The 15812-nt window shown below is 56.5% G+C and carries 15 protein-coding genes; 8 read left to right on the top strand and 7 right to left on the bottom strand.

All coding sequences use genetic code 11. From position 1 onward, the window contains the following. Positions 1-144: 144 nt before the first annotated feature. Positions 145-2199 (bottom strand): VIT and vWA domain-containing protein, encoded by a 2055-nt coding sequence (locus O2597_RS14095; RefSeq protein WP_269525890.1) that lies wholly within the window; start codon positions 2197-2199, stop codon positions 145-147. Between the two features lie 156 nt (positions 2200-2355). On the opposite strand from O2597_RS14095, the gene O2597_RS14090 reads away from it, so the two are divergent. Further along, positions 2356-3834 (top strand): sigma-54-dependent transcriptional regulator, encoded by a 1479-nt coding sequence (locus O2597_RS14090; RefSeq protein ID WP_269525889.1) that lies wholly within the window; start codon positions 2356-2358, stop codon positions 3832-3834. A gap of 82 nt (positions 3835-3916) precedes the next feature. After that, complete coding sequence (locus tag O2597_RS14085) at positions 3917-5080, top strand: ATP-binding protein (protein ID WP_269525888.1); 1164 nt, start codon at positions 3917-3919, stop codon at positions 5078-5080. An 8-nt stretch (positions 5081-5088) separates the two neighbouring features. On the opposite strand, the gene O2597_RS14080 is transcribed toward O2597_RS14085, so the two are convergent. Beyond that, entirely contained in the window at positions 5089-5946 is an 858-nt protein-coding gene (locus O2597_RS14080) for a GNAT family N-acetyltransferase (RefSeq protein WP_269525887.1), read from the bottom strand. A 157-nt stretch (positions 5947-6103) separates the two neighbouring features. Between O2597_RS14080 and O2597_RS14075 the strand changes: the two genes are divergently transcribed. The 3 genes from O2597_RS14075 (at position 6104) to O2597_RS14065 (ending at position 9244) form a co-directional block, all read left to right on the top strand. After that, positions 6104-7477 carry a type IV pilus twitching motility protein PilT gene (locus O2597_RS14075; protein WP_269525886.1) on the top strand — a complete coding sequence of 458 codons (1374 nt, stop codon included), beginning with the start codon at positions 6104-6106 and terminating at the stop codon, positions 7475-7477. Positions 7478-7494: 17 nt separating this feature from the next. Further along, positions 7495-8544, top strand: coding sequence for a type IV pilus twitching motility protein PilT (locus tag O2597_RS14070; RefSeq protein ID WP_269525885.1), 1050 nt, complete (start codon positions 7495-7497; stop codon positions 8542-8544). A gap of 79 nt (positions 8545-8623) precedes the next feature. Beyond that, complete coding sequence (locus O2597_RS14065) at positions 8624-9244, top strand: acyl carrier protein phosphodiesterase (protein WP_269525884.1); 621 nt, start codon at positions 8624-8626, stop codon at positions 9242-9244. Here the strand turns inward: O2597_RS14065 and O2597_RS14060 are convergent. Together O2597_RS14060 and O2597_RS14055 are read right to left on the bottom strand one after the other, a co-directional pair. Next, positions 9185-10129 carry a DMT family transporter gene (locus O2597_RS14060; RefSeq protein ID WP_269525883.1) on the bottom strand — a complete coding sequence of 315 codons (945 nt, stop codon included), beginning with the start codon at positions 10127-10129 and terminating at the stop codon, positions 9185-9187. The genes O2597_RS14065 and O2597_RS14060 overlap by 60 nt on opposite strands. A gap of 77 nt (positions 10130-10206) precedes the next feature. Next, positions 10207-10953, bottom strand: coding sequence for an enoyl-CoA hydratase-related protein (locus O2597_RS14055; protein WP_269525882.1), 747 nt, complete (start codon positions 10951-10953; stop codon positions 10207-10209). A 211-nt stretch (positions 10954-11164) separates the two neighbouring features. Between O2597_RS14055 and O2597_RS14050 the strand changes: the two genes are divergently transcribed. Further along, positions 11165-11524, top strand: a complete 360-nt coding sequence (locus O2597_RS14050) for a hypothetical protein (protein ID WP_269525881.1) — start codon at positions 11165-11167, stop codon at positions 11522-11524. Here O2597_RS14050 and O2597_RS14045 read toward each other — a convergent pair. Next, the gene (locus tag O2597_RS14045) at positions 11521-11736 is read right to left on the bottom strand and encodes a hypothetical protein (protein WP_269525880.1); all 216 of its coding nucleotides are present in this window, start codon (positions 11734-11736) and stop codon (positions 11521-11523) included. The genes O2597_RS14050 and O2597_RS14045 overlap by 4 nt on opposite strands. Before the next feature lie 284 nt (positions 11737-12020). Here O2597_RS14045 and O2597_RS14040 point away from each other — a divergent pair, with 284 nt between their 5' ends. Beyond that, positions 12021-13565: an OpgD/OpgG family glucan biosynthesis protein gene (locus tag O2597_RS14040; RefSeq protein ID WP_269525879.1), complete on the top strand. Its 1545-nt coding sequence runs from the start codon at positions 12021-12023 to the stop codon at positions 13563-13565. 10 nt (positions 13566-13575) lie between these two features. Here the strand turns inward: O2597_RS14040 and O2597_RS14035 are convergent, their stop codons facing one another. Beyond that, positions 13576-13863: a hypothetical protein gene (locus O2597_RS14035; protein ID WP_269525878.1), complete on the bottom strand. Its 288-nt coding sequence runs from the start codon at positions 13861-13863 to the stop codon at positions 13576-13578. Positions 13864-13997: 134 nt separating this feature from the next. Then, on the bottom strand, positions 13998-14798 hold the full coding sequence (locus O2597_RS14030) for a tRNA threonylcarbamoyladenosine dehydratase (protein ID WP_269525877.1): 801 nt from the start codon (positions 14796-14798) through the stop codon (positions 13998-14000). A 150-nt stretch (positions 14799-14948) separates the two neighbouring features. On the opposite strand from O2597_RS14030, the gene O2597_RS14025 reads away from it, so the two are divergent. Then, positions 14949-15548 carry a nitroreductase family protein gene (locus O2597_RS14025; RefSeq protein WP_269525876.1) on the top strand — a complete coding sequence of 200 codons (600 nt, stop codon included), beginning with the start codon at positions 14949-14951 and terminating at the stop codon, positions 15546-15548. The last annotated feature ends 264 nt before the right edge of the window (positions 15549-15812 follow it).

The raw sequence follows: 15812 nt of genomic DNA, 5'->3' as shown, positions 1-15812 counted from the left end.
ATTTGTTTTAATACCACTTCGATTTTAGCGTCTCGAGGAATCCGTCATCGACGTGACCGTCGATGCTACAATCGACCCAATGTAGCATACGGCGTGAGCCGGATGATCGCCGATTCCAACAGAATCATCGAGAACGGGTATAAGTTAAGAACGGCGCAAGCGGCGGAACCAGACGCCGAGACCGGTCAGCATGAGCAAGGCGATCGATTCCAAACCGAAGGCACCGCCGCCTCCGCCACCACCGCCGATACGGGGCGCGTTACTTGGGAACATCGGCTTCTTGTCGACACGCGGACTTTGCACCGGTTGGCCGGCGGCAGCATTGTTGGCGTAAGTGGCCTGACGTTGGGCCTGCGCTGTATGTTCTGTAGCAATACGTGCCTTATTCTTACGGTCGATGCCGTGACGCTGGAATCCTTCGTCCGCCATCACGATCATCGAGGTCTCATCGGTCACCAGTTGATAGGCCACACCGAGGTCGCGGATGCTTTCCTTCGATTCAGTGGCCGAGAGTTGACCAATGCTTTGCTGCAGCTCGATCTGCTCGATCCGGCTCATGGCCCACAGACGTTCAAGCTCCGGATAATCGAGCGCGCTGTCGGGGAAATCGACTATGGTATCGAAATTGAGTTCACCAGTCGTCTTCCGTGCATCGAGGCTCAACTGTGCTTCTCCTCCTGCCTGGTAGCGACCAAAGATAGTGAGCTGCTGCCCACGAAAGACCTTTCCACTGAAATCCTTGGTCAGGTCGCTGGTTCGCAGGCCTTTGATTTTGACGTCCACATCAAGCAAGGCTTCGTAGGCGATCTTTTCCTTAGCCTGCAAGATCTTGCCCACGATGTCGTCCGCATTGGAGACGCTGGAATAGAAACCATCGGAAGCATCGCAGATCGCACGCATGAGCGGCCAGTTCGAACTGTTGCCCATTAGGAATCCAAAGAGGCGCACATCATGTTGCTTCAGCAGCTTGTGAAAGTCTGCTGGGTCGAGGGCGCCGGTATTGGTGACCGCGTCCGTGATCAGGATCACATTGGTGGGACGGTCGTCGTCCAGTTGCTTCAGGCCGAGGCGAAGTCCATCGTAGAGGTTGGTGCTGCCGTCGGCTTTGAGTCCGGCGACTTGGTTGAGCAACTGGTTCACGTTTTCGGAGGTCAGCGCCACCCAATCGCGCGTCAAATTTCTGGCGGCATCCGCAAAGGTCACGATGTGAACGCGGTCTTCCGGACGCAGCTTGCCGATGGCCTTCTCGACGCCCGCGGTGAGAGTTGCCATCTTGCCGTTCATGCTACCCGAGAGGTCGAGAATGAAGAGATAGTCGGAACCTTGCGTGATCGGCGCCAAATCCACCCCAGGTGTCAGCGTCATCATGAAGTAGCCCGGCTCGGCTTCGCTGGCCTTGTAAGTCAGCATATCGACCCGACCCGGCAGATCGCGGGCGAGTTGATAGTAAACCACCAAATCCTGATTGAGCGTTCCGCCCGGTGCATCGTAACGCCAGGTGTAGGTGTTGGCATCCTGCTTCACGGGGTCGCCGGGGAAGCCTTTGATCCGGATATCGTCGAGCGGATAGCCCGAGCGCACGGTCACCTCCGCGGAAAACGCACGGGCGACTTTTTCGTTCCGTGTCCAGAAGGACTCGGCTTCCTCGTCCGTGCCACCCTCTTCGATGGGATAGACATAGCGTCCCACCCCGAGATCGATCTTCAGTGGTTGATAATACACCACTTCGATCCGGGTCTCGACGCCGGGACGAACCGGGAAGACGCGAAACTCGAAGCGCTGGTAGCTTTCCTTCGAGCCCATGCCGACGTCGTTGCCCTTTGACTTTTCCTCTTCGTAGATCCGCTCGGCTTCGGCCCGTGGAATCACTTCGCCCTCAAGCACCGTCTCGCCGGAATGGATCGTGATCTCGGAGAGACTGGCCGACTCCGGCACGGGGAAGGCATAGAGCGCCTCGACATCATGCGGATTCGGATTGCTGAAGGTTTGCTGAATAACGGTCCGGGCAAAGCCATCCGCGATGCGGACATCGACATGATGGTCCATGATTTCGACCGGCTGGTCGGCGCTACCCGTCGGCGTCAGGATGCCCGCAGCAGAGAGTGAAGCAACAGACAGGCAAGAGGCCGCCGCGCAAAGCAACGACGTCAGAAAAGCCCGACCGGAATGAATGTTAGGGATGCGTGTTTTGTGTTTCATAACGCCACCCTCTAAACACTGAACATGCCAACCAACCCCGCATCCCCCACTACTTAATACCTAACAATAACTTACAAAATTTAACAATTCCCACACCACGCCAACCAAAACAATAAGATAGCATTTCGTGAATTAATATATTACATTTTATGTCACATGAATAAAAGCCAGCTGGAGTTCATTCTATCCGAAGTGCACGCCCTCACCTTCGTGAATCCCTTCAGCGCCGAACGCAACGAGCGGGAAAACGCGATTCTGGCCAAGCTCGGGGACGCGCCCAGTGCAGCCCCCACCGAGGGCCCATTCGGCTTTCGATTCAAAAAGCTGCTCCCCTGGTTCCGCGAAGCCGAACGCAGCTTGCTGGCCGATACGAAAAGCACCCTGCCCGCGAAGTGGCGCGAGCAGCTCGCCTCGCTGGCCTTCTTCACCCTCTACCACGAAGTCGCCGCCGACCTCGACCGGCTCATCCAACGCGGCACGGCGGACCCGATGCCGAATCGAAAGCTCTACCGGAAGATACAAGACGGCGTCGCCGCCCGCCACCGCCTGATCGAGCACGGTCCCGAAAGGATCTGGAACCGCCCCGACCACCTCTTCGCCTGCTTCTACCAACTGCGCCGGGCCTACTACTACATTCACAAGGAAATCGTCGGCGAGAGCCGCCCGATCTGCCAGCTCCGCATGCAGGTTTGGGAGAGCGTCTTCACCAAGGACATGATGAGCTACCAGCAGTGGATGTATGACACCGTCGGCCGCTTCCCCACGCTCATTCTCGGCCCCTCGGGCTCCGGCAAGGAAATCGTCGCCCGCGCCATCGGTCTTTCCCGCTTCTTCCCCTACAATCCGAAGACCGCACAGTTCGAAGCCAGCCCCGAGGACAGCTTCCACCCGGTCAATCTCTCCGCGCTGTCCGAGCACCTCATCGAATCGGAACTCTTTGGTCACCGCAAAGGTGCCTTCACCGGGGCAATCAGCGACCGCGAAGGCCTTTTCGCCACTGCGGGCAACTACGGCAGCGTCTTTCTCGACGAGATCGGCGAAGTCGGCGAAGCTACCCAGGTCAAACTACTCCGACTTCTCCAGTCCGGCGAATACCAAGCCATCGGCGACAATCGCCCCGACCACTTCACCGGCAAGATCATCGCCGCCACCCACAAGGATCTCATCGCCGAAATGGAAGCCGGTCGCTTCCGCGAGGATTTCTTCTACCGTCTCTGCGGCGACCAAGTCCGCACAGCCGCACTCAAAGACATCCTACAGGACCGTCCGGAAGAACTCAGCACTTCGATCAACTACATCTGCAAAAAACTCTTCGGAGCCGAAGGCGCACGCGAGCTCGCCGGACGCGTGCTCACAACGCTCGAGCAACAAGTTCCCAAACACTACAGCTGGCCCGGCAACTTCCGCGAGCTAGAGCAAGCCGTCCGCAACATCATCGTTCGCAACGAATACAAACCAGTCAGCCCGCAGCCGAACAACCAAATCGAGCAGGCCTACCAGAACACCAGCCTGACACTTCAAGAGTGGAATCAGTTGTATGCGAAAAAGGCCTACGAAAACACGGGCAGCTACCGCGAAGCCGCCCGGCGGTTAAATGTGGATCAGCGAACATTGAAGAAACTGACCACCACTTAGGCCAAATTTGCCACGAGCCCCCACCCGATTAGGTGCAATTCAGGACTTGAACTCCTGAATTGCACCATACATTCTGCAGGACATGCTCATCGAGCGACAGATTCTAAAGGAACTCGAAAACCTGCTAAAGGAATACCCGGTGGTGACAATCCTCGGACCACGCCAAGCAGGAAAAACGACTTTAGCTAAAAAGTTTCTGAAAGGCTACAGCTACACCAACTTGGAAGACCCTGAGCGCAGAGCCATCGCCGAAAACGACCCCAAGGCCTTTCTATCAAACCTTAAAGGCAAGGTCATCATCGACGAAATTCAGCGCGTTCCAGAACTCCTCAGCTACATTCAAGTTGAGGTGGATGCGCATCCGGAGAACGGACATTATATACTGACCGGCTCTCACCAATTGAGCCTACGGGAGGCGATCACCCAATCGCTGGCAGGTCGCACGGCGATTCTCCACCTACTCCCACTCTCCATTGCCGAATTAAGCAACGCAGGGATCCGGTTCAACAGCTTTGAGGAATACGCCTACACGGGCTTTCTCCCTCGCATCCACGAACAATCACAACGCCCGACGACTGCTTACGCAAACTACTACCAAACTTACGTCGAACGGGATGTCCGCCAGTTAATACAGCTCAAGGATGCCAGCTTGTTCGAGAAAATGCTGAAGCTACTGGCCGGACGAAGCGGACAAATCGTCGATTATAATTCACTCGCCAACGATGTCGGCGTGGACGCCAAAACGATCCGACACTGGATCTCAATTCTAGAAGCGTCGTTCATTCTCTTCAAACTTCCTCCTTATTTCGAAAATTTCGGCAAGCGCGTCATCAAGAGTCCGAAATACTATTTTACCGATGTCGGCCTGCTTTGTTTCCTGCTCGGAATCCGAGAAGCAGCCCAAATCACACGTGACCCCTTGGTTGGACAGATTTTTGAAAATCTCGCAGTGATCGAATGCCTGAAACAGCGCTACAACGAAGGGCAAATCGCAGACCTGTTCTACTTCCGGGATCACAAAGGCAACGAAGTCGACCTCGTGCTGCAAGCAGGGCGACAGATCAAAGCAGTCGAAATCAAATCGGCAATGACCTTCAAAATGGAACAACTCAAGGGCCTTCGTCGCTTCAAATCAATTGCTCCAAATGTCAGTGACAGTTACCTCATCTACAACGGCGATGCACAAAAACTGAGCGACAACGTAGAGGCCCTCAACTTTAGAATCTGCGGGCAGATCGAGACGTAACAGAAGCCTCAGCCCAACTCGAAAGTCGTAATTCCGAAGATCGACTGCCAGGGCAACTGTGGCGCGGGCCCCAGATACATCCGCGCACAGCCAAAGACTTCTTTCAGCCCATACCGCTCAGCCAAGGCCATCGCCGCCGGATTAATTTCCGGCACATCCAGATAGACCGGTTGGCCGGCTGCGTTCGAACTGAGCGCAACATAGAGCGCATCCGCGACTTCCGTCGACGCGGCAAAGAGCGGACCGATCTTGTACCCTTCACAACACTCGCGAATGACACCAAAGCCCTGAAGCACCCCGTCCTGAACAATCCCCAGCGAGACGCCGTGCTCCTCATGGATCCATCGGCGGAGAAAGTCCTCACGGGCAAAGCCGAAACAACGGAGGTCCATCGCACACACGTGCTCGAAGGGAATCTCCGCGAGCGGGGTCACCGGTAGCGATGGAGTACCTCCAACCGCGGTGCCCGCCATGCGCAGGTTACGATGACTGAAAACGAAACCGCCCTTTGCATAGAAGTCCTGCATGTCAAAGACGCCGTCCATTCCAACCGCCGTCCCCGGCTTGAGTCGATCCAGCAGTCGAGCCTTGCGCCAATGCCAGAACCTGGCACCGAGCCCCTGCCCCCGTAAGTCAGGACGCACGATAAAGAACCCCATGAAGGCAAAGGTGCCGTAACTCACAATGGAACCGGTACCGACGACTTCGTCGCCGAGTTCGATGCAAACAAAACCTTCGGGGTCGGTATGCCAGAATGTATCGGCATCCCCCAGCCCCGGGTTCCAGCCTTCTTTGGCGGCCCATTCGAGCGCCCTCAGGAACTCACCGTGTGTCGCTTGCCGAAAGACTGCCAATTCCAAGTCCATGCCCAATTAATACTAAGGAAAAAGGGCTCGGAATCAACCTATTCGACAAGCTGCGTGGAGACCTTGAAGCAAATTCAATGTAAAAACAGGCAACAACTGGTCTCGAAACCAGAGAGAGGCATTGCATTTCCTCCAAACCTGCACATATCCCTCAGTCATGCGCCCCGAAACCCACTGGTTGCTTCACTTCTGTCACGACAATCAATTGCTGACGGACAGTCAGGTCCAAGGCATTGCCTCGAATTTTGACGCCTCCACCGACGCCCAAACCTGCGCCCGCATGCTGCTGAATGCCGGCTGGGTCACGGACAAGGACTTCCTCGATTCCGCGGTGGATGCCGCGATCAAGAATGCCCGCGAAGGTTTCGACCTACCGGAGCTGCCCGGCATCAGCTCGGGGGGAAGCGAGAATCCATTTAATTTCCCGGACTTCAACGACTTCAAGGAGCTGGAAGGGAGCGCTCTCGAACGCGAAGTCAAAGCGCTCTTCCTCCGCTGCCAGCAGATCGGCGCGAGCGATCTGCACATTACCGCGGGCGCGCGTCCGAGCATCCGCCACCACCGGCGCCTTGTCTACCTGAGCAATGCCCCGCTGCCGGATTCTCTGGCGCGGAAGATCAACCTTTGCCTGTTGAACGAGGCACAGCGGACAAAGTTCGAGACCGACATGGATCTCGATTATGCCTTGGCGATCGGCGAATCCACCGAGGGCTATCGCACCCGCTGCCGGGCCAATTTGATGGAGCAAAAAAAAGGCATTGCCGGCACCTACCGAATTGTCGCCGACCATCTGATGAGCCTGGAAGAACTAGGCTTCCCAAATGCGGACGACATTCGCAAGCTGCTGAACTACAACAACGGCATCATTCTGGTGACCGGCCCCTTGGGCTGCGGCAAGACCACCACACTGGCCACGCTGGTGCATGAGTTGAACCAGAACCGTCGCGAACACATCATCACCATCGAAGACCCGATCGAGGTCCGGCAGAACTCGGAAAACAGCATTGTCACGCAGCGCCAGGTCGGTGAGCACACCACATCTTTCAATTCCGCGCTGATGTCCGCGCTCCGCGAAGACCCGGACATCATCGTGGTCGGTGAGATGCGCGATCTGGAAACAATTGAAATCGCAGTCACGGCCGCTGAAACCGGGCACCTGGTGATTGCCACGATGGACACACGGGACGCCAACTCGACACTGAACCGCATGTTGGACGTCTTCCCGCCCAGCCAGCAGAACCAAATCCGGTCCATGACCGCCGGTTCGCTCAGAGGAGTGATTTGCCAGCGACTCCTGCCCTCCACCGATGACAGCGTAGTCCTCGCCTGTGAGCTTCTGGTCAATAACAGTGCGGTCGCCGCGATCATTCGCGACGGTAAGGAAACCGGCCTGAACAACGCCATGCAGTCCGGCAAGAAATTTGGCATGCGCACGATGAACGACTCGATTCAGGCTCTGCTCGAGGCTGGCCGGATTACCGAAGAAGTCGCCCAAGCCAACCTGCGCAGCAGCGAAAGCAAAAAATCCTAATCCCCGAGGACACACAGATGAACGATCTGGATACTTTACTAATTGAAATGCTCGAGAAAGGCGGTTCCGACCTCCACCTGACTGCAGGCGCGCCCCCGAAGGCCCGTATCGACGGGGTTATCTACAGCCTGCGCGAGGAAGCGATCCGCGCCGAAGACCTGGAAGCCATGCTGAAGGAAGTGACACCTCCGAACCGCTGGGAAAGCTTCCTGCAAACCGGCGATGTGGACTTGGCGCATGAGATCCCGGCCCGGGCCCGGTTCCGGATGAACCTGTTCAAGAACAGCTGGGGCATCGGCACCGTCTTACGGCAGATTCCGTCCCGAGTGCAAAGTATCGACGAGCTGGGACTTCCCAAAGCACTCAAGGACGTAGCCATGTATCCGGAGGGCTTGGTACTGGTCACCGGCCCGACCGGCAGCGGAAAGTCCACCACGCTGGCGGGGATGATCAATCACATCAATGAAAAGAGCGCGAAGCAGATCATCACCCTGGAAGACCCGATTGAATTTACCCATGACGACAAGCAAAGCACCGTCCTGCACCGTGAAATCGGGGATCATACCCGCAATTTCGAAGCAGGCCTGAGAGCGGCGATCCGGGCCGACCCCGACGTCATTCTAATCGGTGAGATGCGTAGCATGCGCACCATACGCCTGGCCTTGAATTGTGCGGCCATGGGCATGCTGGTGTTCGCAACCCTACATACCAACGGAGCAACCAAGACAATCGACCGAATCATCGACGCCTTTCCCGCGGACGAGCAGAACCAGACCCGCACCATGCTGGCAGAATCGCTGCGTGCGATCGTCTCCCAGCAACTTTGCAAGGGTAAGGACAAAGGCCGCGTTCCGGCCTTCGAGATACTGCTCAGCCACAGTTCGCTTCCGAACTGCATTCGCAAGAACTCACTCGCAAGCATCAGCAACATCATCGACCAGAACCGTGAGGATGGCATGATTTCGCTCGATGCCTACCTGCGCGACTTGGTCGAGTCCGGCGCGATCAGCCGCGAGGAAGCCTATATGAAGGCGCAGAATAAGATGCAGTTTGCGGATCCGGAATAGGAACAATACATCCGAAACCATTCGGGATTGCGACCCTACCATCAAAACCTTTGACTGTCCTAGATCCCCCACCTGCCCTATGAACTACCTCGCCCACGTGTATCTGGCCGATGAAGAGGATTCCGCATCCATCATCGGCAATCTCCTCGCCGACTTCACTAATCCCCAGAACGAAGCCTGCTTTCCCGAATCCGTCCGCGAAGGGATTCGCCAGCACCGGGCCATTGACCGTTTTACCGACCAACACTCGGTCTTCATCCGCAGCCGTGATCGGATCGATTCCCGTTTTCGCCTGTTGAAAGGCGTACTCGTCGACCTCTTTTACGACCATTTCCTTTCCAAGCACTGGGAGGAGTTCCATGCCCGCGAATTGTCCCGCCACTGCAGCTATGTCTACCTGATGGCGGAACCCTGGCTACCAAGGCTCCCCATCCGGATGCAGCGAATGCTTCACTTCCTCTTTGCCGAAGCCGGTGTGCTCGAGTACGGCAGTCTCGAAGGAATCGAAGCCGCCCTGCACGGCATGTCCGGACGCCTCAGTCGCCCGAATCTCCTGCATCTGGGAACCGAAGCTCTGGTCGCCGATTACGAGGCACTTGAGGCCGACTTCATGGAGTTTTTTCCACAGCTGATCGAGTTCTCACGGACGTATGCCCCGGCCTGCCATGGCCGCATCTCCGACGCGGGACATCATGACTAGGCAGCTCAGCACGATCAGGGTCCCGAAGACGACGCCGGGCCGCAGTCTTTCGTCCGGAATAAACAGGATCGACTCAAGAACGCCCATCAAAGGGATCAGGAAGCGATAGGTGGAGAGCAGGTTCACACTGTAGATTTCAATCAGTCGGTTCCAGACGGTAAAGGCTGCCGCGGAAAGAAACGCCAGGTACAGCGTCACCCAGAATGTAGTCCAATTGAAATGGGACAGATATGCCGACCAGGATGGAAGTGCGGTCAGCAAGAGTAACAGTCCGCCCGTCGCAAGGGAAAAGGAAGTGGTCGTCCTGCTTCCGGAGACAGGCGCGACGATTTTCATGTAAGTCGCCGCGACCGCACCGGAAAAAGAGGCAGCCAGAAAGGCCAACACGCCGATCCCCACATTCCGCATCGGCAACCCCGGGGTGTAGACCGCGCAGAGCACACCCAAGGTACATCCGGCGAACAGCAACCAGTGGATACCGTGGGGCTTGGGAGTCTTCAGTATAAGCGGTGCCAGCAGCATCCACCAAAAACTACCGGCACCCACCAGGATCGCGCCAAGAGTGCCCGTCGACACACTCAATGCGTAGTAGAAAAACAAATACTGGAAATAGGTCTGCCCGAGCATAACCGCGGCCAAGCCGACTTTCGGGGCCCGACTTATGCTCTCCACAAAGCGGCGTCGGCAAAACGGCAAGACCATCAGGCCGGCTAGCGTAAACCGGCTACCGGCAAAGACCAACTGTTCCCCATAACTTTGAATATTCAGAGCCGAATAACTGTTCTTGATCACCGGGAATGCACTGCCCCAGAGAACGGCACAAAAAAGCACCTGGAGATAGAACGAAAGCGGCAAACGCTCGGAATTTCGGATCGACGAGGACATTCAGGCCCACAGCGAAGCAAGTTATACCGGATTGGCAATGCTTGTGGAGCCCTGATCGCTCTCAGGGAACCTGAGCTTCAGGAGATATGGTTCGACTCCCAGTAAAACCAATGGTCCAAAGCATCCCAATCCGGATGCAGTGCACCTTTCAAGGCCCGCAGGTAGTTGATGTTCTGATCGAGATAATAATCCGCTTGCTGCTTAAGCTGGGCTTCCACCTCACCTGCCGGACAGACGGAATGACACAAGCCCAGATCCAACAACTGCCGGGAGCTGACAGGTTCCGGCTGGGACAGGAGCTCGAAGGACTTCTGGTGGCCGAGACGTTCCTTCAAAAAGTAAACCACACCGCCCACCGGGATCGTTTTGAAACGAAGATTCGGGTTCTCCACCACGGAAGTCGTGCCAAGGACACAATAATCGGCAGCCAGACCGAGGCTCAGGTAACTCATGGTCATACGTCCGCCGTCACCAAACAGGACGATCTGTGGCAATTTCAGAATGCGCCGAACCAATTGCTGAAAGACACTCAACATTCGGACCGAGGCATGCTGCGCCTTGCCTTCTTCCGATGAGGCCCATTCTTGCCATTCGACATACTCGGCGCTGCCCCGCTTCTCAGGGTTTCCAAGCATGAGGATGCATTTGATCTCCGAGTTGCGCTCAAGCACATTCAGGTAGTCAATTAAACCGATGACATTCTCGATTTCAGCGGATTGCCGGAGCCAATGCCGCTTGAACCGAATCGTCAGCGTGTGGGGAGATGTTTGCGAGGCTGCGAATAACTTCTCGTCGGCCTCCAAGGGGTTTGTGGCGCTGAACATAGTGTGGGGGTTTGGATAACGAATCTCCGGTAGCCATAGCCTGCCGGACATTAGGATTATGGAGGTTTATACGGCTTAAAGCAAGCCATGGTCCACAGCTATTAGCCAGTCTCACAAACTGTATTATGCGAAGCCTCCGCGCAAAGAAGCGAGCCGTCCGCAACGACTCCGCATTCGACAATTCATCGCACGAATGTCATAACTGCCGGAAATGCGGAAAATCAAAGCAGTTATCTATACGATACTGGGCCTGGTCATGTGCACCTACACCTTCCGGCAGGGTAACTATTTCCTGACGGCAGGGATCGCCCTCTTCGTGGGTGGAGCCGTCTATCTGGCTCTGGCCTCGCTGGGGCAGAAAGTCGTCAGCTGGGACGAATCCGGCATCACGGTGAGTCGCTTCCGCAAGGATCCCGTCCGCATACGCTGGTCGGAAATCAAGAAACTCAAAGTCGACCACCTCGGCTATCATGTGATCGGCGAATATGGGCAATTTCACCTGGGAAAGGAAAACATGCCCGCAAATCTGCTCAGCCGCATTCGTAAGGCCTTGCGCGAACGGAAAAACTAATACCGCTTCTGTCTCTGTTCGGCATCCAAGTGCGGTTCCATCCGCGCCACCGTTGTCTGGACGACCGCAAGCACACGGGGCAGGCTTCGGTGCAGGTCGATGAAGATCTCCTGAGCCAGGTCCCCAAAGGCACGCTCACTCCCGGCCTGGGCGGCCACGATGTCGGGAGTGAGATGCCGGGAAGCATCCGTGGCATTCGAACTTTCGCGCATGATTCGGACTTCGTGGCGGATCTCCTGATCAGGGAGCCCCGCCACATTGCCGAATCAGAGTCGAACGGTCGCCGGTTCAACTCGGAACGCTTGGTTCATCATGGCCACGTCTACTGACTACTAGTTAACAACAACATCCATAGATCGTGGATTCAGGCGGAATGTTTCATAAAAACTTCGCCCCGCCCCGTCGAAAGCTGCAATAACTTTGGCGGCAAACCGTTCCCACGGTTTTGCGTCGTTCGAAAATATGGATTATTTCATGGGGCTAAATAAGCCAAGTGATGCGACTTCCCTTCAAATTACTCCCCTTCTGCCTACTGGCTTACTCCAACGTGATTGTGGCGGCGGAGCCCTTTTCCTATGCCTGGCTCAAGGGCAAGGCTCGGCAGCTGTCCACAACGCCCTACGAAAAGCGCACCCATGCCCTGCCACAAGCAGTCGAGCAGCTGACCTGGGACGAACACCAAAGCATCCTCTTCGATCGCGACCATGCCCTCTGGAACAAGGAAGACAGCCATTTCAGGGCGGAATTCTTCCATCTCGGCATGTATGTCCGCACCCCCGTCACCCTCTACGAGGTCGACCATGGTGAAGCCCGGCGGATCGACTACAACGGCGACTTGTTCGATTATGGTAAATCCGGCTTGGCCCCGGACACACTTCCGGCTGACCTCGGATTCGCCGGCTTCCGCGTGCATGCCAGTACGGATTGGGAACGTGATGTCATCGCCTTTCTGGGGGCCAGTTATTTCCGCGCCGTCGGTGCCAGCATGCAGTACGGCCTGTCTGCCCGGGGCTTGGCCATCGATACCGCACTTCCCCGACCCGAGGAATTCCCCATCTTTACCGAGTTCTACCTTCAACAACCCGCCCCGGGCGCCGATCAGCTCGAAATCTACGCCTTGCTGGACTCGCCGAGTGTCTCCGGCGCTTATCATTTTTCGATTCACCCCGGAGAGCCCCACATCGTACGGGTCGACGCCGCACTCTATCCGCGCAAACCGATCGAACGCCTTGGCATCGCCCCGCTGACCAGCATGTACCAGGTGGGTGAAAACGACCGGCGCATGGCTTGGGACTGGCGACCGGAAATTCATGACTCGGACGGGCTCGCCCTGCACACCGGAAACGGTGAATGGTTATGGCGCCCGTTGGCCAATCCACCGTTACTGCGATTCAACAGTTATTTCGACACGAACCCGCGGGGTTTCGGACTGCTTCAGCGGGATCGTAATTTTGACCACTATCAGGACGACGGCGTCTTTTATGAAAAGCGTCCCAGCCTCTGGATCGAGCCTATCGGAGATTGGGGTGCCGGCGCAGTCACCCTGACGGAAATCCCCACAATCGATGAAACCTTCGATAACATCGTCGCCTTCTGGCAACCGGCCGAAGCCGTGCAAGCCGGCGAGGAGTACCTATTCAGTTACAACATGTACTGGGCCGACAAGGCACCCGCACGCCCTCAACTCGCCACCACCGTGGCCACACACAGCGGGCTCGGCGGGGTCATCGGCCGGCACCGGGAATACTACAGCCATCGTTTCGTCATCGATTTTACCGGCGGCCCGCTCGGGATGCTCGGACCGGACACGAAGGTGGAAGCAGTCGTCGAAAGCTCCCGGGGACACGTGGAAACTGTCTCGGCCCGCCCCTTGCACAGCATCAACGGCTACCGGGCACGCTTTGATATCGTCCCCGGTGACTCCACCGAACCGGTCAATTTACGCATGTACCTCAAGGCAGGCGACCGCCCTCTGAGTGAAACGTGGATCTACCAATGGACGCCGCCCCCACTCGAGCAAAGGGAACTCTACAACCGCTGATCCAACCGGATTATTCTCCGACGACCGAAGCCGCACTTTCAAAGACCGAATAATCATCTTCGAAAGTCTGCAGCAAGTTCACCACTTTCTCGCGTCGACTGGGTGAACAGGTCAGGTAGAGTTCGGCACCTTTTTCCGTCTCCACCCCCATCCAAAGCTTCACCGACTCGTACTGCTGCAAGAGCCAGCCAAGCGCTTCGTACATCGCCGCACCATCTGTCGGCAGCTCGTAAAAATCGGCTTGTCGGTTACTGTGTGACCAAACGACGGATCTAGGATTGTCCAAGGGGGAAGGCACGTAGAGAGGAGTAGAATGAACCGCAGACACGTTCAAGTCTTCCGCTGAAAAAATGAGCCGCTTTAAGAAAAATTAGCAGACGCTTTACATTTACAAGGCCACACTGCGGACTACCCGTAGTCCCGCTATGGGTACTAGTCTTCAGCCTTTTCGGCCGAAACTTTAGATGAAGCAATACAACGCACGACCTGCGCGGCCAGCACGAAGCCCATGGTTCCGGTCACAAAGGTCGCGGAACCAAAGCCCTGATCGCAATTCAACCGGTAATCCGCCCCCGGTTCCCGTTCACAGGCCACCGATCCATCTGCCTGCGGGAACACCGGAAATTCATCGGTATAGACACAGTCGATCTTGAATTTCTGGCGTGATTTGCGGGGAAAATTGTACTCCCGACGCAACTTTTTCCGGACCTGCAAGAGAAGCGGATCGTTGATCGTCCGAGACAAATCGGCGATCTGGACACGGCTCGGATCGATTCGCCCACCGGCACCGCCACAGGTAATCAGGGGTAAGCGACGCTTGCGTGCTTCGGCAATCAGGAGGCACTTGTGCTTGGTCGCATCGATCGCATCCACAATATAATCGTAGCCCGGCGCCAACAAGCGCTCGGCCGAAGATTCGGTAAAGAAACAGACTTCGACATTCACCTTGCAGTCCGGCGAGATCCGGGCCACTCGCTCGGCCAGTACCTCCGCCTTCGATCGGCCGACGGTCCCGTCCATCGCATGTATCTGCCGGTTCACATTGCTCAGGCAAACCTCATCCATATCCACCAGGGTCAATTCGCCCACGCCCGTCCGGGCCAAGGCTTCAACCACCCAGGAACCGACCCCGCCGAGCCCGATGACCGCGACATGCGCGGCCTGTAGACGCGTCAAACCTTCGGCTCCGTAGAGCCGCCCCAGAGCGCTGAATCGTGTGTGATAGTCGGACATGATACAGGCAAGAGAAGTTAGAACTCCGCCATCGGAATCAATCCTATTTTCACAGATCAGTCGCCGCAACAAATGTGGTGTACCGAATCAGCGTCTTACAGAATTCCCTCGCCGCTTGATTCTGCGACAAAAGCGGGCATGCTCCGAAAGATGGATACCTTCACTGCCATTCGCGAGCGACGCTCGGTCAAGCATTACGACCCGGAACACAAGATGACGGATGCCGAAATCCGCCAGCTTCTAGAAGCGGCCCTGCTCTCGCCCACGTCTTTCAATATGCAGAACTGGCGCTTTCTCGTGGTCACCGACCCCGAGGAGCGTGCCGCCCTCCGCGCCGCGTCCTGGGATCAGGCACAGGTCACAGATGCCTCGATTACGCTCATTCTTTGCGCCAAACTGAAGGCCCACGAGGAAGGTGAACGCTATTGGACCAATGCCCCGCAGGCCGCCCAACAAATGGTCGTGCCGATGCTCAAAGGTTACTACGACGGGCGGGCCGACCTGCAGCGCGATGAAGCGCTGCGCTCGATCGGGATTGCCTCCCAGACGATTATGCTCGGGGCCAAGGCCATGGGCTATGACAGCTGCCCCATGGTCGGATTCGATTTCAACAAGGTGGCCGAAATCATCAAGCTGCCGGAAGACTACATGATCGGCATGATGATCACCGTCGGCAAGGCACTCAAGCCGGCCAATCCACGCGGCGGCCAGCTGCCCTACGAGGAAGTGGTGCTGAAGGATACGTTTTAAAGCGAGCCCTGGTAGGGTTCGACAAAGGATCTCCAGCCCTGCCTTTTTCAGGTTCATCGTGAATAGCACGGACTTAATGAGGGGAATTGAATATTTGGGCCGATAGAGGCTTGGGGCGGTAGTGGCTGCTTTAGCTGCCATATTACGTCCTGCAGGTGCGTCGACTTGCTGGCGACTGAAGTCGTCACTACGGGTCATTGCCTTAAGTCCGTGCCATTCACGTTCATCGTCGATTTCCGGGTAAGGGCTTGTTGAAGTGGACGG

The organism is Coraliomargarita parva (genome assembly GCF_027257905.1).
Lineage (GTDB): Bacteria > Verrucomicrobiota > Verrucomicrobiia > Opitutales > Coraliomargaritaceae > Coraliomargarita_A > Coraliomargarita_A parva.
The sequence above is the reverse complement of the archived record's forward strand: the minus strand, read 5'-3'. Positions and strand labels throughout refer to the sequence as shown.